Below are 20,677 nucleotides of genomic sequence, written 5' to 3'. Positions count from 1 at the left end.
ATATGCAATATGGGATTTCAATCATAAGAAGGTGCTATCTTTTGTCTGTTTTGTTGATGACGGTATGGCTTACCGGATGCGTACAGGAAGAATTAGGATCGACACCTTCTCCGGCAGGAAACGGTATCCGGTTTACATTAACGGTTCCCGATGTAAACCTCCCGTCCGTATCTTCGCGTACGATGACCGGAGCGGGAACTGCAAAGAAAGAAGACGAAATAAAAACGGTGGATATTCTTGTTTTTGATATGTCAAAAACACCGGCGGTATACCTGGAATGCGTCAGCGCTACAGGAGTTACTCAGGACTTGGCTGACAATTCCACTGTGAGTTTCTCTGCTGTGCTTTCTCCCACTACCGCATCTACTTGCATCGTGGTTGTGGCAAATAAGGAACTTGATAATATTGTGTCGGGCTTCATGAAGGGAACGACCACCAAGGTTGAGGCAATGGAAAAGATGCTCCACGCCCAGACCGGCAAATGGCTGGCAGACGGTTCGACGACTGATGGGTATACGCGGATTCCGATGTACGGGGAGAAGGTAATAAGCAAAATCACTCCTTCGATGGATCCGATAACTGGCATAAATATGAAACGTATGCTGGCGCGCATCGATATCCGTAATAACAGTGCCACTTCGAATTTCACGGTCGAAGAGGTTTACCTGGCTAATTACAATACCACCGGATACATTGCTCCGGCATGGAACACGAACGGGCAGGTTACTGACCCGGCTCCGGATACTCCGGTTCTCCCTGTGAACAGTGGTAAAATGACGGAAGAAGGGGATGCAATTCTTTACTCCGTAAATGGCAACACACCCTACGATGGGGAGATTTATACATTTGAATCTCTAGCAGCAGAGGATGCCGGTGGTGTGGGACAAGATGGAGAAGCGAGCCGTAAGAATGCTACTTGCCTGATTGTGAAAGGAAGAATCGGTACGGGCGAATCGACATTTTACCGGGTGGATTTTACCAAAACCGGAAATACAGGAGAGCAGGTGGAATATTTGTCCTTGAAGCGAAACCATAAATACATCATTACCATTACTAAGGCGTTGGGAATCGGTTATAAAAGTTTTAGCGAGGCGTTGGCATCTTATACAGTCATGTCCAACCTTAAATTCCGATTGATACACTATGACCGTGATAAGGTCAAAGATGTAGTCTACAATGGGCAATATATGCTCGGAGTGGGTGAATCGGAGGTCGCTGTAACTCAATACCAGAATAATAGTTATGCCATAGACGTTTTTACTGACAATCCCGGCGGTTGGAAGGCCACCGTTACTGCAGGGAGCGACTGGCTCAAATTTGAAGGTGGAGTCGATGCGGCGTCGGGCGTTGCGAACGATGATACCCAACTCAAATTGAAGATTCCTTATTTTAATAATGAAACTATAGGTGTTGAGCGTAAGGCTACTGTTACGTTGACAGCAGGGCGCTTGACTCACAATATTGAAGTGACGCAGTATACGATAGATCCGGGAATTATCAAATTTGTCGATGCATACGGAAATGTGTTGGAGAGAGGTCTTTTTTTCCCGATTAGAAATCCCGATGGTGACGAACTCCCTCTTGAACCGCAGACGGTGTATGTCATGTTTTCCGTGGATAAGATAGAAGGTAAACTTTTTGACGCTAACGATATCAGTATGATCCAATATAATACCGGCGGTTTGATTCCGCACTTAGATAGGACGAATACGGTACCGTTCAGTGAAAGGGTGCAGGCGTTTACCATACAGCCTAATCCGCGAAGAGCGGGTGATGGTACTGTTGAAGATGGTGAAGGCTGGTGGTGGCGTTGGGACTTCATCTTATTCGGCCTGTACGATAAGGAGGGATACCTCACTCATGTACAATTCCCCATCAATCAAGGGGAGTTGGAATTCTCATTTCGATATATTCCCACTACAGTCAATAGCCGTACTTATAAAGTCAATCTGGGTGCGGAACAATACTTGCAATTGTTTGTCAATAACAATTGGGAAATTATGGATATTGAGGAATTGAATATAACGAACGATGATGGTACCGGACTAATTCGGACCGATTCGGATAATGATGTAATTATAGGCAGAAAGAATGCGGACGACAAGATGTATCTTGAGTCTATCATAGGCTATGATGACGGCAAGGGGAATGATGTGGTTGGCCATGGATACGATTTTAGGCTGAAGCTTCACCCCGGCAAGTGGAAAGAGGGAAAAAGCGGAACGATAAGAATTACGTTCAGAAATGTAATGCATACCGTTGCGGATGAAGAATTCCCGTTTTATCGTACGATTGACCTTCAGATGGTGTCCGAAACCAAATCTTACACAACTGCCGGGGAACCTCTTTTCTATCTTTATCCGCTTCGGTTTGATAACAGGCTATATTATAAGGAAATAGGCAAAACGAAACAAAGCGTGGGGCGGTTGGAAAATGTAGCCGATGCGGAGGATATCTGTAGGAATATAGGCGATGGTTGGCGTCTGCCTACTGCCAGTGAACTGTTGCTGTCATTCGCTTATGAAAATGCTTTAGGTGGCAATGCGGAGAATTATAATAATCATGATAGCCAGAATATATATGGGTGGTATCAAAACTGGACTGGTAATTACTGGACTTCATCATACTATGAGGCTAAAGGCTCCGCTACCCGTTTTTGGATGGAGATGTCGGCAGGTTATCTGGATTCCGCACCTGTTAGCGATAATAATTATTTCCGTTGCGTAAGGAATAATGCAAATAGCGGAAAGAAGTACCCTTATCTGACAGTAGAATCCTCGGGGGTCACTATTATCTCCCGCGATGCCGGTGGAGGAACAGAACCTTCGGTGTTATTCGCTTCAGGTGAAACTCCGAATACAAGTGACGCGATGAATAAGATTGCTCCTAAGTTTCAGATTGAAAATACCAGCAGTAATGGTAAAACATGGTCGGAAGCAAAAGCGGCATGCGAAAGCAAAGGGAGTGGTTGGCGTCTGCCCACCCAGCGTGAGATGTATTTGGTACTCAGTATGGGAGGAACCGTTACCAGCATCAAAAACCAAGGTTTCGGTAGTTCAACTACTTGGACAGGGAGCGGATTCGAGAAGATTAGCGCTGTGCATTGGACATTGACTTCACGCGATGGCGGCTATTGGGTGGTCGGGCATAATAATGGTGAATTCGGCGCATGGACTACTGGAGAATCCACAGATTGGGCTTGGTATCGTTGTGTGCGTACAATAGAATAAAAGCTAAAAGAAAAGAGCTGTATCAGAATGTTGTTTATCTTCATTCTGATACAGCTCGTCTTTTCCCCCTTTCCTTTATATCCTAAAATCTACAATTGTTTACAACGTATTGATAACTTCCAATTGCTTTTGTAAAAAAGCGATACGCTGTGCTTCTCCACTTTCTGAAACCAGAATAGAGTGGCGCTTCAACGATTGAATCCAATTGCGTTGCATCTGGCAAATATACGAGCTTTGCGAATCCATCGAATTGATAGAATATACCCGCAGCAGGCTGACTTGGTAATCATGTTTCTCGATATAACTGTAAGTGGCTTCGAAACTGATATTGGACAGATAGAAAGCTACTTTCTTGTTTTCGCTGAACTCTCCTTTTATGGACAGATGTTCTACTACGTCAAGTAACTGAAGAAGCTCTTCCTTCAAATGCATGACATCGTCCTTGCTTATCAGATTCAGACTGGCAAAGTACTTGATCTCTTTCACAAAAGAATAAAAGATATTTGTGTCCCAGATGAAAAACGTTTTTGGACACTGTCTTATACTTTCACTCAGCTTCTTATGTACATTGACGAGCCGATCGTCTACAGACATCTCTTCCAGAGAATGTGGCGTCTTGATATCTCCGTTCTGATACATCCATCGGCAAAGACGGAATTTAGACAAATTCTCATAGGAAGAATACAGTGTAAAGGGCAGGGAATTAGATGCAGTATACACCTCCGTCGTATTATCTGTTTTCACATAGTCGAAAATTTTCAGATAACGGTTGATTATTTCGTAATAACTTTCCAGCGCACTGGAAGCATGAAGCAAGTTCAGATCGAAAGTAACTTTATTAGATACATGGCTACCGACAATCTGGTCGATAGAAATACCGAGTTTTTGAGAAAGTAGCGCAACTTCGTCTATTGTAAAAGACACCTCACCCCTCAATCTGCGATAGACAGCTTCCTTTCCCATGCATAAAATGTCAGCCAAAGTATTGGCCAGATTCATATCTTGAGGAATTCGCTCCCTCATTGTAGATATTAATTCGTTTAGAATACCATTTTTCATTGTTTGTTCCTTTAATTTTAATGTTAATAATCTCTGTGATACATTCTATGCAAAATTACGTCTTGTGTTTGAAAGATTTGTGTGGTAAAACAGAGATGGGCGTGCAGGTCTTTTTCTGATTGGGAATCAAGTGGGTAGGATGGGAACAGGGAATGAAAAAAAGTAGATAAGATTCTTATCTACTTTCATTTATTGGAACTTAATTTTTTTTGAAGTTCTAATCTGCGAAAATAAAATTAAAGAGCGTCAATAATTTCTCGCTGTTGCTTGAAGAATTGAATACGCTGCATTTCGCCGCTTTCGGATATCAAAGTGGAGAACTTTTTCAGAGATTGAATCCATTCTTTCAAGGTACAGAAAATTTCGTTGTCCATCGTGGTAATGGAGTTGATAGAATAAATACGTATGAGGCTCAGTTGCAGGTTATTGGTGTCTACATAACTATATGTTGCCTCAAAGTTGATATTCGACACATAGATGCGTACACGATTGCCGTCGGCTGTTTTACCGTTGATAGCCAGTTCTTCCAGTTCGTCCGCCAATAAAAATAATTCTTTTTTGATTTCTTCTTTCGTTTCGTCGGAAATGAGATGGATGCTGGCGAAGTATTGGATATCGTTGATGAGATGCTGGAAAATCATATTATCCCATATATAGTCTATGGAGTGAATATGACGTGTCATTGCTACATAGTCTTTTTGGATATTGACCAGTTTGGGTGGAATATCCAACTCTTCGAAACTCTTGCAATCAATATATTTATTCTGGTACACCCATTTGAATAAACGGAATTTAGCCAGAAGCTCATGTTTCAGATAGAGAGTCTGTGGAATAATGTTGGCGGAAGTTCCCATTACAGAATTCGGGTCATCCGGCATCGTATTAATCAGCGAGACATATTTTTCAAGGATATTGTAGTAACTCTCGAACGGGTCGTCATAATCTACAATGTTTATATTGAACATGGCGTTCGATTTGAAACTCAGTCCTATAATCTTGTCTAGCGATATACCCAGTTTTCTTGAAATAAGAGCCGACTCTTGCAAGGTGAAAGGTACTTCACCGCGCAATCTTCTATATACTGCCTCTTTTCCTATGTATAGCGTGTCCATTAACATATCTGCCAGTTGCCCTTTGAGCGGAAGTTTTTCCTTCATCGCTTCTATGAGGTTTGCATTTGGATTATTTGTCATCATAATAGTTCTAATAAATAATACTTTTCTATTATAAACATTTGTCAGTGGCAAGTTGTTTCGGAAATTGAAACTATTTAAATCTTCTTTTTTTTAAAATATCCTCTCCGAAAATTGTTTATTTTAAGCAAATCGGTTACATTTGTGACCATAAACAAAACGAAGAGACAGCGTCTCTTTAGTAAACAATAGAAATATTTAGAATGAAAAGAATATTGGTAAGTGGCGGAGCCGGTTTTATAGGCTCTCATCTCTGTACACGGCTTATAAACGAAGGTCACGACGTGATATGCCTGGATAATTTTTTTACGGGTTCGAAAGATAATATCATTCACTTGATGGATAATCATCATTTTGAGGTGGTGAGGCATGATGTCACTTATCCTTATTCGGCTGAAGTAGATGAAATCTATAATTTGGCCTGTCCGGCATCTCCCATTCATTATCAACATGACCCGATTCAAACTGCCAAAACATCTGTGATGGGAGCTATTAATATGCTGGGATTGGCAATGAGACTGGATGCCAAGATTCTGCAAGCTTCTACGAGCGAGGTATATGGAGATCCAATCGTTCATCCGCAACCGGAAAGCTATTGGGGAAATGTGAATCCGGTGGGATACCGGTCTTGCTATGATGAGGGAAAGCGTTGTGCAGAAACGTTATTTATGGATTATCACCGTCAGAACAATGTGCGTGTGAAGATTATCCGTATTTTTAATACGTATGGTCCGCGAATGTTGCCGAATGATGGACGGGTTGTTTCTAATTTTATTCTTCAAGCGTTGAATAATGAAGATATAACGATATATGGTGATGGGAAGCAGACACGCAGCTTCCAGTATATTGATGATTTGATTGAAGGAATGATAAGAATGATGAATACGGAGGACGAGTTTACAGGTCCTATAAACCTGGGGAATCCGAATGAATTTCCGGTATTGGAATTGGCGGAAAGGATCATTAGTATGACCGGTTCATCTTCGAAGATTGTATTTAAGTCTTTACCGGATGATGATCCGAAGCAACGCCAACCGGATATTACATTGGCTAAAGAGAAATTGGGCTGGCAGCCTACTGTTGAACTTGAAGAGGGGCTGAAGCGTATGATTGAATATTTTAAAAATGTCTGAAGCATAAAAAAAGAAAATTATGAATATGGAAATTAATCCTTCTGAATATAAAGTCCTTATTGTGGACGATGTGATTTCAAACGTCCTTTTATTAAAGGTACTTTTGACTAACGAAAAATTCAAAATTGTGACTGCCGGTAATGGAACGCAGGCGTTGGAACAAGTGAAGAAGGAAAATCCGGATCTTGTATTACTGGATGTAATGATGCCGGATATCAGTGGCTTTGAGGTAGCTCAACAAATGAAAGCGGACCCCGAAATGGCTGAAATTCCCATTATCTTCCTGACTGCTCTAAACAGTACGGCGGATATCGTAAAAGGATTTCAGGTGGGTGGTAATGACTTTATTTCAAAGCCATTCAATAAAGAAGAATTGATTATTCGTGTGACGCACCAGATTTCGTTGGTTGCAGCGAAAAGAATCATTGTTGCACAAACGGAAGAGTTGCGTAAGACGATCATGGGACGCGACAAACTCTATTCTGTGATTGCACATGACTTGCGTTCACCAATGGGATCTATCAAGATGGTATTGAATATGCTTATTCTGAATTTGCCGAGTGATACAATCGGTGATGAGATGTATGAATTGCTAACGATGGCTAATCAGACAACAGAAGATGTATTCTCATTGCTTGATAATCTGCTGAAATGGACGAAGAGCCAGATTGGTAAGCTGAAAGTGGTTTATCAGGATATTAATATGGTGGAAGTCGTAGAGGGCGTAAGTGAAATCTTTACGATGGTGGCCAGCCTGAAAAATATTAAGATAGTACAAGATGTGCCTGTAGAAAATGTGGCTGTTCGTGCTGATATTGACATGATTAAGACAGTGATTCGTAATTTAATCAGCAATGCGATCAAGTTTAGCAATGAAGGTTCGGAAGTAGTGGTGTCACTGACAGAGGAAGATGGTATGGCAATCGTAAGTGTGAAAGACAGTGGTTGCGGTATTGATGACGAAAATCAGAAGAAGTTGTTGCACACTGATACTCATTTCAGTACCTTCGGTACAAATAATGAAGAAGGTTCGGGACTCGGATTATTATTGTGTCAGGACTTTGTTGTCAAGAATGGTGGTAAACTGTGGTTTACTTCAAAAAAGGGAGACGGATCTACATTTAGTTTCTCAATTCCATTGCTCGAAAAATAATTGATTCAATGCGTTTTTGTCTCTGTTAAAGGATGCGTTGAAACTTCTTTATATTTTATTCAGGCACGGATTACACGGAATTACACGGTTTAAGATAATTGGAAAAACCGTGATTTGTGTAATCCGTGCCTGGATTTTTAATTTAATCTATCGCTTGCAGATAGCTTTAAAATCGCAATACGAACACTTTTTAGTGTCCTCTGTCTGCGTGAAAGGTTCTTTTTCATTAAAGATCTCTTCTAGTAATGCCTGTAAGCGTTCACGGAATTCATCTTCAAAAAAGGCGAAGTTGTTTACTGGTATTTTCGGTTTGCGGGGTTCTCCCATTTCAATAACAGGCGAATAGCTTTCCGATGCTGCCCGGTGAATGTAGAGCAGGGCAGGAGCTACCATTAATGATTGCTTCCGGCTCATGATAGCGGCATACAGGAAAGTCTGGAAGATATAGTTCGGGCGTGTTTCCGATGGCGTAAACAGTTGCTCGATGTTGGCTGGAATCTTAGGGCTTCCTCCTGTTTTGTAGTCAACAATCCGCAGGGTACTTTCTTTAGCATCCATACGGTCGATTGTCCCACCCAGGCGGAGAGTGAACGGCCCTTGTCCTGTCTGTATGGTTATCTCTTCTGAAACCTCCTTTTCCATGGCGACCATTTCAAAAGGAGTATATTGAAGGTCGTTGCGCAGTAATTGTTTCAGATAGGAAACAATTACTTTGGAGTTGATAAGCTGTATGCCGTTATATTCGGGCTTTTCTTCGGGAGCGACCTTGAATAATTCTTCCTTGAAGGCTTGGTCGACATAGCTTTGCAACTTTACTTCATTACGTAATAAGCGTTCAATATCTTCTTTCTGTATCATTTTTCCATTAGCAGTCAGATCGGTGTATGCTAATTGGGCAGAGAGATGGAAAATGGTTCCAAACAAAGCTGAATCAATTTCTGCACTGACTTCATCCGGTGTTTTTAATCTCGCTACGTAGCGGTAATAGAATCTCAACCGGCAATCAAGATAAGCATTGAGGGCGGAAGGAGAGAGAATTACCGATGAAGGATTAGTGCTATCGTAAGTACGATAAATTCGTCTTAGTACTTCAGGTGTTTTTTCTATCTGTATCTCTTGGATGCTTTGCGGAGATTGTCCGGCTTCCAGATACTCACGAGTGATATCATGCGGACCTTCCACGAGTAATTGTAGCATGAAGCGGGACTCTTCTCCACGGTTGAGACCGTCCGAGGAAGTATTGTAGAGCAGAGTGATATTTTCTGCCCGCTGTATCAGGCGATAGAAGTAGTAGGCATACACTGCATTCTTATGTTCGATAGTGGTCATGCCAAAAGCTTTCCGGAGGTTATAGGGAATAAAAGAAGATTCTCCTCCGGATTTGGGGAGTTGTCCTTCGTTGAGAGATAATATGATGAGATTCCGGAAGTCCAGATTACGTGTTTCCAGTACTCCCATAACTTGCATTCCGATAGCGGGTTCTCCGTGGAAAGGAATATTGGAAGCTGTCAATACTTTGGTAATCAGTCGTTTCAGGGTGTCGGTGCGTATACTTAGTTCTCCGCTTTCAATCAAACTGTAGAGACGGTTGATTTTGGTATGGCTTCGGAAGAGGGATTCTCTATAAAGTTGATTGAAAATATCATTGTATTCCCCTTCTTTGCGATAAATGGTTGAAATATCTTTGATTAATTCAATCAGATAATCGCATAGCTCTTTAATGCCATTACGGGGAGTGAAGAGGGTAGTCAGGAAATCATCTTGCTTCAGTTCCGATGGAAGTGGATAGAAGCGGTTTGTTTTGGTTAGTTCGCGTTCTAGTGGACCGGCATGGGATGAGATTTGCTGGGTATAGGGATGTTTCAATATGGCTGATACCGCTTCGTAAGTGAATCGGCCGGTATCGGAGCGGTAACCGTTGGTTTGTAGCTCCATAGCGGCATTGATAAAACTGTAAACAGGAGTTTGAGCCAATGGGAATCCCATGGTGATATTGACATTCTTCACTTCCTGCGGAATGGAATGAAGTACGGGAAGCAGCAAGGCTTCATTACAAAGTACTACGGCATTTTCTTTTTCCTTTTCTTCAGCGATTTGTGAATGATTGTCCGTAATCATTTTGATCCATTCGGGGAGGAAACGGGCTTGTGCATTCTCGGTGGAAGCGGAAATATAACGTATTTTTTTCGGTTCTTTGAAGGTATCGAAAAAGCTTTCCGGGAGTTCGTTCGGAAATTCCCCCAGATTACGTTTCAGAAATTCTCCGGCTTCATGTTTTCTGATTTGTTGGGTGTAGAAAATATCGTAGTCCCAATAAAAGAGTGCTTTGCCTGCATCTTTCAGTTTTCTGAAAAATTCGTTTTCTACTTTGTTCAGTACATTGAAACCGACAAATATGTATTTGTCGTATTTGAGTTGATCGGTATCGAGTTGTTCAATCACATTCCGGTAGAGCATGCCTTCGTATGCGATGCCTAGCTCTGTCAGGTTTTCCCGGTAATGATGGTAGATAGTGCCTAGTTTGTCCCAAAGGGAAATAAATTTCTCTTTGAGTTCGGTTCGTCTTTCAATGGAGAAATTCTGAAAAAATTGTTGAATGGCTTCTTCCTGTTCTTTGTCGAGGAATTCATAGTTGTCCATCAGGTTCTTCAGATCTTGCAGATTACTGAATAGTTTGTCGGCATCAACCATGTTCTTATCCACATCATCAAAATCACTAATCAACAACTCTCCCCAGAAGTAGAAATCATCCAATGTTTCCTGACTCTGTGTTTCCTCTTTGAATACTTTATAAAGCTCACAAACCAATCGAATAGGGTCACCGCTTTTTTGTACTGATAGTTTCTGAAACAGGTCGCTGATACTCATGGCGGCTGGTGACCAGATCGGTTGATCGGATTCTCCTGCCAAATATTCATTGAAAAACAAGTTAGCACGTTTATTGGGGAAAATGAGTGCTGTACGTGACAGGTCATTCCCTATTTTGGCATATAAATCGTGAGCGACTAGTTGGAGAAATGATTGCATATCGATTAAGTTTTTTCTAATTCATATATTTATTGTGCCCGGAACATAACTGGAACGGTGAAATAAACAGCTACTTTAGTACCATCTTCCAGTTCTCCCGGCTTCCATTTGGGCATTTGGTTGATGATGCGCAATGCTTCTTTATCCAAGTAAGGATCTACGCTGCGTACAACTTTGGGGTTGACTACATTTCCTTCCTTATCAACAACAAACCGGATAATAACACGTCCCTGTGGTCCCATCTCTCCTTGAGCGACTGTCGGATACTTTATTTTTTTTCCAAGGAATTGTATTAATGCTTGTTGACCTCCCGGGAATTCCGGCATAACCGGAGCTACTTCCAGTGTATCACTAGCCGACAGTGAAGTATTTGATATATCGGGGGCAACAAATCCAACTACTACAGGTGGTTCTTCACAAATATCTCCTTCTAGCACATCATCGGGTGTTGGCGCTGGTGGCGGGGGAGGTGGTGCATCTTTTATGGAGGCAATGATGGTGTCTTCTGCCGGAGTGGGGACAGGCTCTCCCATAATGAGATTTTCATAGGAAGTTGTATCACTAGACACTTCTTTATTCATTCCTTTATTAGCCGAATTAGTGCATGAAGTCATTGGAGTCATGGCTATCAGCCCTGCAGATATGCCTAATACTGTGATTGCTTTTCCCGCTATCTGTTTTCGTTCAAGCTGCTGCTCCAAATAACGAACTTCCGCTTCGCATTTGGGACAAGTGCCCAAACAGTCTCCCTGATACTGACATTCAGAGGTGATGAATTCAATATCATTCGCTTCAGCTATCTGCCGACGAATCTCTTTTAAAATTTTGCAAGTTTGTTTTCCTCGTACCATGTCATTAATCATTAGGGGTTTTATAAGTGAACCGGTCGAACTGGGTAATTCCCATTTCTTTCAGAAGTTCTATGCTTTGGTCAATATCCTTCTCCGTATTATAGGAGGGGATGAGTGGTGTCCGAATAACGATTTGCTTGGTTTTGTCTTGCCCGATTAAATACCGTAAATTACCTAAGACGTTTTCATTATTCTTTCCGGTATATCGCTGATAGATGTCATTATTCATATCTTTGATGTCGATTATGTAATTATCTATAATAGAAATCAGTTCTTCTACATTCTGTTGCGGAACATTGAGAGAGGTTTCGACAGTGATTCTCCATTCCGGGCCACAGAGTTGGCGGAATTGCCTGATAAATTCGCTTTGTAATAAAGGTTCTCCACCTCCAAATGTGACTCCGCCGCAACTCGCCAAAAAGTAAAGTTCATCTTTGCGTACTTCCTCGTAGAGCTGGTTACAATTATAGCTCTCCCAAACACCGTTAGGCTGCAAAGATGTCGGGTTGAGACAGTATTTGCAACGCAATGGGCAGCCGTGAAATGCAACTAGTGTTGTAACTCCTTCACCGTCAATCGTTAGTCGATGGCGGGCAATGCCGATGAGAGGAACAGCTTTCATACTTTTTCTATTTTTTCTTCATCCACATACCACAAGTAGCCGGTGATATTTTTATATCCCATCTTGGTAAGAAGTTGCATATATCCTTTCACTTGTTTGTTATATTTAGGATTTTCCTTACCAAACTTGAAATCGACTACAACAACCTGATCGTCTTTCATCATTACACGATCCGGACGACGGGTTTGCAAAACTCCTTTTTCTTTATAGATAATAGCACATTCATTAAAGAGTGTCCATTTTCCGAAATACCAATCTTGAATTTCAGGAGAAGAAAAAGCTTTCTTTGCAACTTCACGAGCCACTTTTTCTTTCTCGTCATTTCTGATAACTCCTTCAAAAATAAGCCGTTCGATGGCTGGATCGATATCTTCTGCTGTTTCGATGACAGAAAATAAAGTATGTAACATACGTCCGCGGTTGATAAAGTGGTCGTCCGAATCTTCTTCTTCAATGCCCTGAATGAAGTCAGCAGAGCGGTTGGACTGACGAAATTCAATATCATGCCGCATGGATTCCATCCGAATAGGGAGTTTCTCTGGTTTCTGGGTTAGCTTGTTTGTGGATGTCTTGATTCTTTCTTTTTCGGAAGGGCATAGTTGTCCTTGCTCGTAACAGTCTTCTTCCCAGTCAATCCCTTCTTCTTGGGCTACTATCGGTAGGGTGTTTGCCAATAGTTCGGACATGGTGCCTTTTTGTTTTTTTCTGCTCCAGATAATAAGGTTTTTCCCTGCGCGGGTAAAAGCAACGTATAGTAGATTGAGGTTATCCACCCAAAGTTGAAGACGTTCTTGCAGGTAGTCGTTACCATAAATCGATTCAGCCATTTGGGTGGAATAGTTAATAGGAAGAATATCCAATGCATTGAATGGTGCTGTTTGCGGGGCACACCATACAAGCTGATTATTGGTTTCATTCTCCAGCTTCCAGTCGCAGAAAGGAAGGAGTACGGTATGGAATTCCAATCCTTTGGATTTGTGTATGGAGAAAATCCGGATACCTTCTACTTCTCCACTCGGAATTGTTTTACTGCATAATGTTTCGTCCCAATACCGGATGAATCCGTCTAGCTCGGAAGAGTTGCTTTGCAGATAATCGATCACCGCATCAAAGAAAGCGAATAAATAAGCATCCTGATCTTTGATAAGATTCATCTCGAATATGCTGAAAAGTTCTTCTAAAAGCTCATAGAGAGGCATTAACCTTAGTTCCTTTGTCTTTTCAAGAAAAGCGGCGGGAAGATAATTCTCGGCAGGGAGGAGTAGGAGAGTATTCCAATCCAGTCCTTTCTGTAAAACCTCGTTTTGATAGGCTACGGCCAGTTGGGCACGTGCTATTTTATTATTTTCATCGGAAAGGAATCGCAGTGCATCCAACATCATACAAATGGCAAGAGAGGCGTCAAGGCGGAAGGCTTCGTCTGATACCACTTTATAGTGTAGCTCCTTATCGAAGTAGTCGGCGATTCGAGGAATGCTTTTATTTTTTCGTACCAGGATGGCTATATCATTCAGTTGTACTCCGGAGGTGAGGAGATGTTGCACTTCTTCTCCCAAGCTAATTAATGTCTGTTCGGTATAAACATGTTCTTCGTCGGGTTCGAGAAAAGAGACTTTTACATATCCTTTTTCTGTACTTCGGGGAGATTCCTGCACAACGTCGGCATAGGCTTTTTGCAAATCCTCACAATCTTTGCCTAATTGCTGTTTATACACTCCGTTCAGATAGTTGGCAGCAGCTGTGAAGATTCGATTGTTAAACCGGATGACATTCGTTTCACTTCTCCGATTGGTGGCTAACGTCTTGACGCGGATCGGGAAATGCTCGATGTGGTCATTCAGGCTGTTGAGAATTCCCCAATCACCATTCCGCCAACGATAAATGGACTGTTTGACGTCTCCTACAATCAAACTGTCTGCTCCTTGAGACAACCCTTCGAGCAAGAGGAGTTTGAAGTTGCCCCATTGCATTCGGCTGGTATCCTGAAACTCGTCTATCATGACATTATGGATATTTGTCCCTATCTTTTCGAATACAAAAGAGGAGTCACCGTCTTTCACCAGTTGGTGAAGCAGGGCGTTCGTGTCTGACAACAGAAAACGGTTGTTGTCGTGGTTCAACTGACGTACTTCTTCGTCGATATTGGCGAGAAGTTGCACTTTATTGAGATGTTGCAAGGATAACCGGCAACTATTCAGTAACAAATTATTCTTGGAACGCAACTTTTCAGCATCTTCCAGAATTTGTATAAGGCTGGAATTAGCTAGGTTGATGATGTCCGCATAACGGGGAGAAGTCTTGGTTGCCCAGTGCTTGGCATCTTCCAAGCATTTCTCTACTGTGGCATTACGGATATCATTGCTTAAAACGCCATTATTCAGTTTACGGAAATAACTTCCGATTCCGCGTGAACCGTTTTTCAGATCATCAGCAGTTAATGCGTGACCATCTAGTTCTCCTTCGAATTGGTCGTAGAATCCTTTCATTTGCTCCAGTATTTCCGTTTCCAGAGCTTTCAGTTGTTTGCGGTATTCTTTGATGGTGTTCGGATTACGCAGTCGTTGCCGAAGTCCTTCTCCTTTTTCAATATAGCCTTCATCGAAAATATTGCGTCCAAAACTTTTAACTTCGTCTGATACATTCCAACGTTTATCATCGGCAATTCGCTCATTGATATAGTCTAATAACCATGCGAGGACAGGGGAAGTGGGACCTAGTTTCTCGATCATGCTATCTACGGCGTCACTAAGAACTTCGGTGTTGTTTAACTCGATATTCAGGTTCGGACTAAGTTCCAGCTCCCGTGCGAGGTTACGCATGACAGATTGGAAAAATGAGTCGATAGTCTCTACCCTGAACCGGCTGTAATCATGCAGCATATAGCTAAGGGCAATGCCTGCCGCTTCCCGTATCTCCTGCTCTGTTTTTCCTGTCTCTTCTTTGATACGGTTGAGATAGGCTTCCGAATCTTTATCACCTATCTGTATGCCGTAAAGCTGACTAAGAATACGTTCCTTCATTTCTGCTGTTGCCTTATTGGTAAAGGTTACAGCGAGAATTTGCCGGTAGGCACGGGGATTGAAAATTAATAGTTTGATGTATTCCACGGCCAGGGTAAATGTTTTACCCGAACCTGCAGAGGCTTTATAGACTAAAAGTTCACTCATGTTTTTGTTTAAGGGATATATTCGATTTTAGCAACGATTACTCGTATCTCTTCCGGTTCTTTCCCGGCTTTTACTAATGCCTGATGGAAGTTTTTAGGGAAGAACATGAAGAATGTGTCCGGAGTGGAATCTACATATTTTATTTTTTTGGCTTTGTAGAAAGTAACATCCGGTTTATATTCGGTGATAGGCTCCGCATATTCGGCTGAAGTAATTCCGAAACGTTCGGTACCTTTTACTACATATTGCAAATCGATGCCGTGGCGGTGTGCTTCAATTTTACGTTTACTGACATCTTGTGTTGTTGCATCCTGCACATTGATGTAGCAATGTTCACCATCTACTTCGTATCGTCCGGCAGGCATATTTACGAGGTCGTGGGTAGCTAGCCATTGGAAAGTCTTGTCCCACACTTTCTTGTTCTTGTGATATTGTGAGGCAAACTCCTGATAATCGGTTGTCTTATGAGGCATTGCCTTCAGCCCGTTCGCCCATTCTTGCTTCTGTGTCCATTGGCGGGCTTGTTTAAGAGTCCAGTTGTCAGCAGATTCTTGTGAACATACATTTTCTGTGAAGAAGAAAAGAAAAAGTCCGATAAACAGGCTTGAACTACTAAATACGAAGTTTGATTTCATGATTGTTCGAAAAAATTAGGTCCGAAAATAAGTATGAATAAAGGTAGATAGTCTTTTAAAGCTACTCGTAATAGCTTTAAAGCTTGTCCAATTCTGTAATTAATCGTTTGTGGAGATACATTCAGTTTCTCGGCAATTTCTTTATGCGTCAGATGTTGATTACGGTTCATCTCGTAGGCTTCGAGATATTCTTTCGGAAGTCTTTTTAATGCTTCTTCATATAGACGGAAAAGCTCATCACTCAAATAGAAGTCCGGGTTATTGAGCTCACTATCATATTTATCTACGATTTCCTGATGTACTTTTCGTTTAATCTCAAAATGGGAAAGACGGTTGAGGGCTTTGTTCTTGACAATCGTAAAAAGAAGAGTTTTGAGTGTCAGATCTTCCATCAGAGTACAACGGTTTTCCCACAGCCACATCATTGTTTCCTGCACAATCTCCTCTATTTCTTCCTGCTCACTTACGTATTGAGAACAAAAAGCACATAGCCTACGGAAATAATGTCTGTAGACGACGTCAAAAACTTTTTCCTCTCCTGCTTTTAAGGCAGTGATGACGGACTTATTATTATTAATATCCAAATATATCGGAGATTGTGGCATTCTCTTTTAATTTATGTAAGACAAAAATAATGAAAGAAGTAGATAAATGAAATAAAAATGCGAGAAAAAATATTTTTTTCTTTTTTCGTTTAGTATATTTGTACTCACAACTGTATTACTACAAAGGTTTTATAGTTTTTTTATTGTAAAAAGGTTAAATGAGCATGGATGAAACTATCTTGTTGAATTATCTGCAGGGTGAATGTAATGATGAAGAAGCTGCCCGGGTGGAAACTTGGTGCGAGGAAGAACCGGGGAATCGGAAAACTTTAGAGCAACTTTATTATACTCTTTTTGTAGGTGAACGTATAGCGGTGATGAATGCTGTAGATACAGAGGCGTCATTAGATAAATTTAAGTCGGCTATCAGAGAAAAGGAGAGAAATACTAAACGGAAAAATATCTCAATCCGTTGGGGGCGTTATGCTACTGTGGCTGCTGCTTTTCTTACCGGACTTGTTTTTGCCGGTGGAATTGCCTGGGGATTACTTTCCAATAAACTTTCAGATTATGAGGTGATAACTGCTGCCGGACAGAGAGCACAGACTGTACTGCCGGATGGTAGTAGGGTATGGCTGAATGCATCTTCTAAATTAGTTTATCATAATTCTTTCTGGAGTTCGGATCGCCAAATCGATTTGTCGGGTGAAGCTTATTTCGAGGTTTCCCATGATAAACATGCTCCATTTATCGTAAACAGTAAACAAATCAAGACTTGTGTGCTTGGTACGAAATTTAATGTGCGTGCGCGTGAAGAAGAGAATAGGGTAGTGACTACCTTGCTTCAAGGTTTGGTGCGGGTAGATTCTCCACGAACGGAAGAGAATGGCTATTTACTGAAACCGGGACAGACATTGAATGTGAATACGGATACTTATCAGGCAGAGTTGATTGAATATAACCAGCCTACGGATGTGCTCCTGTGGATGAAAGGTAAGTTGGAATTCAAGCAACATTCTTTATTGGAAATAACCAATATTATGGAGAAGTTGTATGATATTAAATTTATCTATAAGGATGATGCTTTGAAATCAGAACGGTTTACCGGTGAATTCTCTACTGATAGCACTGCTGATGAAATACTGAATGTTTTGATGCATACAAATCATTTTTCTTATAAGAAAGACGGACGGATTATTCGGGTGATGAAGAAATAAGATATAAATAAGTCTTTTTACAGGGGGATTCTTAACTCATTAAGAATCCCCCTTTCCTTTATGGCTTTCTTAGATCATTAGAGAAACAAGTGTTTGATCGAAAATTTTGTTTTGGTGCAGTTTTGAACAAACTTCACCGTGGTGAGCCCATCTAAATAGAATTAGTTAAAAACCGCATTCAGCTTTCAGTCTACTTAAAAAGTTCCTTTTCATCGGTGCTTTTGGCTGAACGCGAACCTGAAAACAAAAAGGAGATGTAAATAGTCTCTTTTTTAGAGTCTCTATTTACCTTCAATAGAGCCGCTGTTTGAGTGAAACATAGCCTTCGTTTTATGCGAATAGAGACTCTGATTTACTAACCCGGCATGTCGACGACTTTAACCCGACATATCAATGTCGCTCTTTATCAAGGCGTTTACGAACAAAACTGAAACGGCTGAAACCGGATAATAGCGTAAAGATTCAGTAGGAGAAATTTAATTCAAAACCATAAGTCATAAGAAAGATGTACAAAGATGAACTAACAAGTAGAGATCTGGAGTATTCTTTTGGGAGATAGATTGATAGTCTGGAAGTATGTTTGTGAAGTATGTTTCTAAAATAGAGGGTAATCCATTGGATTACCCTCTATTTTATCATTTCTATGTTACCTATTCATTATGTTTATTCACTTTTGGGTTCGTAAACATTAAATTCTGTAACATCCGTACGACCGTTTGTAGAGATAGTGATAATCTGATATTTTAGATATCGCGTAGTAATAGGAGAGATGAACGTGATGTTTTGTGTACTACTACCGGGTATTGCTAATGAACTTAATGATTTCCATGTCATACCATTTTCAGACTGTAATATTTCCACTTCTCTAGGAGCATATGCATTTCCCCAGTGATTCGTTTTGATGCCTGTTAAAACCTTAGTTTCTCCTAAATCAACGGTGAACCAGAAGCCTTTATTATTTAGAGCAACGTCAGTTCCAGTCTTGCCATCAATTAAATTATTAGGCGCGCCGTCTACTCCTTCTTCCACATTAACAATCCAACCTACACGATTACTGATAAGTTGGCTATTGCTAGGAGTACCACTTTTTAGATTACAGTAGGCAGCTTTATTAATGATGACAGGTAAGATACTTAAATTACTGCTAATGACAGTGTTCTTATCATTGGTAGTTACATTACTGATTGATACACTGAAAGAGAAACTTGTTTTTTCCATGATACTGGCGAATATCGTTGGATCGACCGTTGCAGTGATTTCTTCAGAAGTCATCTGTCCTTCTTTGAGAGTAACCTGTGAGGAACTTAAAACGATCTGGCTTGCATCAAGCCCTTCTGTTTCACTTTTTGCACTTAATGCGATAACCATATCTGTAGAGACTGCTTTCTGTGTTTTTACAGTAAAAGCCATCTTAATTTCATCTCCTCCGATTCCATTCGCATCATGAGTCAGATTGAACTTTTTTACATTCCCCGATAAATAGTCATTTCTCTGTAGAGACACATACGTAGCATTCCACTCGTTAAAAACTTCTTCATCATCACTACAGGACGAAATGAATGGGACAAACAAGCCGAGTAGAGTTGCTATTGATAGTGATTGAAATATATTTTTCATATACATATACAATTTAATTTTTACTATTTCCATTCAGTAGCCTTATCTGTAGATAAAATACCGTCAATCCAGGTAGGAGTAGCAGAAGTTGTCAAAGTATGACCTTTACCGGTTGCATCTTCGAACACATTACCTTGTCCTTCATTGAATCGCCAATAAGCTTCCAAACCTACAGATTTAGGGCTAACTTGCGTCATGTTATTCTGAATTTGAGAAGCGGAACGAACTACGGACCAAATACGTGCTTCACTCATCAAAATTTTACAGTTTCCCCATCTACTATAAGAATCATCACCTAAGCAGAACCAATTTACATCAGAGAAAGTTGTTGCTCCTGTTGGTATACTCAACACACCCGAATCAACTCCGTTTATGTAAAGTCGATAGTTGGAACCATCACAGACCAATGCTAAATGTTGCCATTCGTTTGGCTTGAAAGAATTACTTGGATTCAAATAAAGCCGGTTACGTCCTACAATCTGTACTAATGAATGTGCCTTATAATTTTCATTGTCACTTTGAGGATCCTCAAAACGTAAAAGGATGAAGTTTGCATCATCTCCTCCGTTTTTAAAGACTGCACGGTCACGGTCAGCTGTGTTGGCTACCTGAAAACGAACCTCTATCGTATATTGTGAATACGTTTCGGGAGATTCTGTGAATTTATTAGCTTTTAAACTAGGAGCGCCAACAAACATTGGAGCTGAAAATTCGATAATACTTTCTGCCAAAATAACAAAGGTTCCGGTATTTTCCATCGGTGAAATACTTCCATCTTGCAATACTAGTTTTACAGGCAGTGCATATGATTCTCCCGATTTCATCATTTCCTGACTGAAAGCTTTCAAAGCGATGGAGAGGGCATCGGCTGCATATTGTCCTGCTTTTACAGTAATCGTTTCCGGCAACGTATAATAATCTTTGGGCAACATTATATATCCGGTTCCATTAATATGGTTATAAGTGTCCAGTACTGATTGATCTGTAACCAATTTATAATGATTATCTGTAGAAGAAAGATTACTAAGATGCACATTTAGGGTAGTAAAACTTTCTCCAGTAGCCTGTACGGTCACTTTTTGACTTGTACTGGAAAGAGCTTCTTCAATATAAGCATGTGTATCTAAAGTATCGTATTTTGCATCTCCACAACTTACTATACTTCCTAAGCCTGTTATGACTGCGGAGAAGCATAAAATTTTTATATAATTCATACGTTTCATAGTTT

At 40.8% G+C, this 20,677-nt stretch carries 14 protein-coding genes; 4 read left to right on the top strand and 10 right to left on the bottom strand.

Features of this window, described 5'->3' with window-relative positions:
- Positions 1–2: 2 nt before the first annotated feature.
- Positions 3–3,230 carry a fimbrial protein gene (locus HMPREF0106_RS15410; protein ID WP_009039651.1) on the top strand — a complete coding sequence of 1,076 codons (3,228 nt, stop codon included), beginning with the start codon at positions 3–5 and terminating at the stop codon, positions 3,228–3,230.
- Positions 3,231–3,329: 99 nt separating this feature from the next.
- On the opposite strand, the gene HMPREF0106_RS15415 is transcribed toward HMPREF0106_RS15410, so the two are convergent.
- Positions 3,330–4,289 carry a hypothetical protein gene (locus HMPREF0106_RS15415; protein ID WP_009039650.1) on the bottom strand — a complete coding sequence of 320 codons (960 nt, stop codon included), beginning with the start codon at positions 4,287–4,289 and terminating at the stop codon, positions 3,330–3,332.
- Positions 4,290–4,525: 236 nt separating this feature from the next.
- Complete coding sequence (locus HMPREF0106_RS15420) at positions 4,526–5,485, bottom strand: hypothetical protein (RefSeq protein WP_009039649.1); 960 nt, start codon at positions 5,483–5,485, stop codon at positions 4,526–4,528.
- Between the two features lie 200 nt (positions 5,486–5,685).
- On the opposite strand from HMPREF0106_RS15420, the gene HMPREF0106_RS15425 reads away from it, so the two are divergent.
- Together HMPREF0106_RS15425 and HMPREF0106_RS15430 are read left to right on the top strand one after the other, a co-directional pair.
- Entirely contained in the window at positions 5,686–6,615 is a 930-nt protein-coding gene (locus tag HMPREF0106_RS15425; protein ID WP_004300450.1) for a UDP-glucuronic acid decarboxylase family protein, read from the top strand.
- 19 nt (positions 6,616–6,634) lie between these two features.
- Positions 6,635–7,768, top strand: coding sequence for a hybrid sensor histidine kinase/response regulator (locus tag HMPREF0106_RS15430; protein WP_008017655.1), 1,134 nt, complete (start codon positions 6,635–6,637; stop codon positions 7,766–7,768).
- 147 nt (positions 7,769–7,915) lie between these two features.
- Here the strand turns inward: HMPREF0106_RS15430 and HMPREF0106_RS15435 are convergent, their stop codons facing one another.
- From HMPREF0106_RS15435 to HMPREF0106_RS15460, 6 genes are read right to left on the bottom strand one after another with little or no spacing between them, the layout of a single operon-like run.
- Positions 7,916–10,795, bottom strand: coding sequence for a PD-(D/E)XK nuclease family protein (locus tag HMPREF0106_RS15435; protein ID WP_009039648.1), 2,880 nt, complete (start codon positions 10,793–10,795; stop codon positions 7,916–7,918).
- A 29-nt stretch (positions 10,796–10,824) separates the two neighbouring features.
- A complete protein-coding gene (locus HMPREF0106_RS15440) occupies positions 10,825–11,646 on the bottom strand; it encodes an energy transducer TonB (protein WP_409012588.1) in 822 nt (273 codons plus the stop codon).
- A 4-nt stretch (positions 11,647–11,650) separates the two neighbouring features.
- Positions 11,651–12,268, bottom strand: coding sequence for a radical SAM protein (locus HMPREF0106_RS15445; protein WP_008022191.1), 618 nt, complete (start codon positions 12,266–12,268; stop codon positions 11,651–11,653).
- Positions 12,265–15,435 carry a UvrD-helicase domain-containing protein gene (locus HMPREF0106_RS15450; protein WP_009039647.1) on the bottom strand — a complete coding sequence of 1,057 codons (3,171 nt, stop codon included), beginning with the start codon at positions 15,433–15,435 and terminating at the stop codon, positions 12,265–12,267. The genes HMPREF0106_RS15445 and HMPREF0106_RS15450 overlap by 4 nt, the downstream gene beginning before the upstream one ends.
- An 8-nt stretch (positions 15,436–15,443) precedes the next feature.
- Positions 15,444–16,070: a YhcH/YjgK/YiaL family protein gene (locus tag HMPREF0106_RS15455; RefSeq protein ID WP_008640554.1), complete on the bottom strand. Its 627-nt coding sequence runs from the start codon at positions 16,068–16,070 to the stop codon at positions 15,444–15,446.
- The gene (locus HMPREF0106_RS15460; RefSeq protein WP_008640553.1) at positions 16,067–16,675 is read right to left on the bottom strand and encodes an RNA polymerase sigma-70 factor; all 609 of its coding nucleotides are present in this window, start codon (positions 16,673–16,675) and stop codon (positions 16,067–16,069) included. The genes HMPREF0106_RS15455 and HMPREF0106_RS15460 overlap by 4 nt, the downstream gene beginning before the upstream one ends.
- 164 nt (positions 16,676–16,839) lie before the next feature.
- On the opposite strand from HMPREF0106_RS15460, the gene HMPREF0106_RS15465 reads away from it, so the two are divergent.
- Complete coding sequence (locus tag HMPREF0106_RS15465) at positions 16,840–17,832, top strand: FecR family protein (RefSeq protein ID WP_032851227.1); 993 nt, start codon at positions 16,840–16,842, stop codon at positions 17,830–17,832.
- Between the two features lie 663 nt (positions 17,833–18,495).
- Here HMPREF0106_RS15465 and HMPREF0106_RS15470 read toward each other — a convergent pair.
- The gene (locus tag HMPREF0106_RS15470) at positions 18,496–19,449 is read right to left on the bottom strand and encodes a DUF4999 domain-containing protein (RefSeq protein ID WP_009039645.1); all 954 of its coding nucleotides are present in this window, start codon (positions 19,447–19,449) and stop codon (positions 18,496–18,498) included.
- Between the two features lie 23 nt (positions 19,450–19,472).
- Positions 19,473–20,672 (bottom strand): DUF1735 and LamG domain-containing protein, encoded by a 1,200-nt coding sequence (locus HMPREF0106_RS15475; RefSeq protein ID WP_009039644.1) that lies wholly within the window; start codon positions 20,670–20,672, stop codon positions 19,473–19,475.
- Between the last annotated feature and the right edge of the window lie 5 nt (positions 20,673–20,677).

It is taken from the genome of Bacteroides sp. D22 (assembly GCF_000163675.1).
GTDB classification, from domain to species: domain Bacteria; phylum Bacteroidota; class Bacteroidia; order Bacteroidales; family Bacteroidaceae; genus Bacteroides; species Bacteroides xylanisolvens.
Note: the sequence above shows the minus strand (reverse complement) of the source record. Positions and strands in the feature narration are given on the sequence as shown.

Bases quoted from the DNA above. Each gene is read 5' to 3' on its own strand.
- HMPREF0106_RS15410 (WP_009039651.1), top strand. From the start codon at position 3: ATGCAATATGGGATTTCAATCATAAGAAGGTGCTATCTTTTGTCTGTT.
- HMPREF0106_RS15415 (WP_009039650.1), bottom strand. From the start codon at position 4,289: ATGAAAAATGGTATTCTAAACGAATTAATATCTACAATGAGGGAGCGA.
- HMPREF0106_RS15420 (WP_009039649.1), bottom strand. From the start codon at position 5,485: ATGATGACAAATAATCCAAATGCAAACCTCATAGAAGCGATGAAGGAA.
- HMPREF0106_RS15425 (WP_004300450.1), top strand. From the start codon at position 5,686: ATGAAAAGAATATTGGTAAGTGGCGGAGCCGGTTTTATAGGCTCTCAT.
- HMPREF0106_RS15430 (WP_008017655.1), top strand. From the start codon at position 6,635: ATGAATATGGAAATTAATCCTTCTGAATATAAAGTCCTTATTGTGGAC.
- HMPREF0106_RS15435 (WP_009039648.1), bottom strand. From the start codon at position 10,795: ATGCAATCATTTCTCCAACTAGTCGCTCACGATTTATATGCCAAAATA.
- HMPREF0106_RS15440 (WP_409012588.1), bottom strand. From the start codon at position 11,646: ATGGTACGAGGAAAACAAACTTGCAAAATTTTAAAAGAGATTCGTCGG.
- HMPREF0106_RS15445 (WP_008022191.1), bottom strand. From the start codon at position 12,268: ATGAAAGCTGTTCCTCTCATCGGCATTGCCCGCCATCGACTAACGATT.
- HMPREF0106_RS15450 (WP_009039647.1), bottom strand. From the start codon at position 15,435: ATGAGTGAACTTTTAGTCTATAAAGCCTCTGCAGGTTCGGGTAAAACA.
- HMPREF0106_RS15455 (WP_008640554.1), bottom strand. From the start codon at position 16,070: ATGAAATCAAACTTCGTATTTAGTAGTTCAAGCCTGTTTATCGGACTT.
- HMPREF0106_RS15460 (WP_008640553.1), bottom strand. From the start codon at position 16,675: ATGCCACAATCTCCGATATATTTGGATATTAATAATAATAAGTCCGTC.
- HMPREF0106_RS15465 (WP_032851227.1), top strand. From the start codon at position 16,840: ATGGATGAAACTATCTTGTTGAATTATCTGCAGGGTGAATGTAATGAT.
- HMPREF0106_RS15470 (WP_009039645.1), bottom strand. From the start codon at position 19,449: ATGAAAAATATATTTCAATCACTATCAATAGCAACTCTACTCGGCTTG.
- HMPREF0106_RS15475 (WP_009039644.1), bottom strand. From the start codon at position 20,672: ATGAAACGTATGAATTATATAAAAATTTTATGCTTCTCCGCAGTCATA.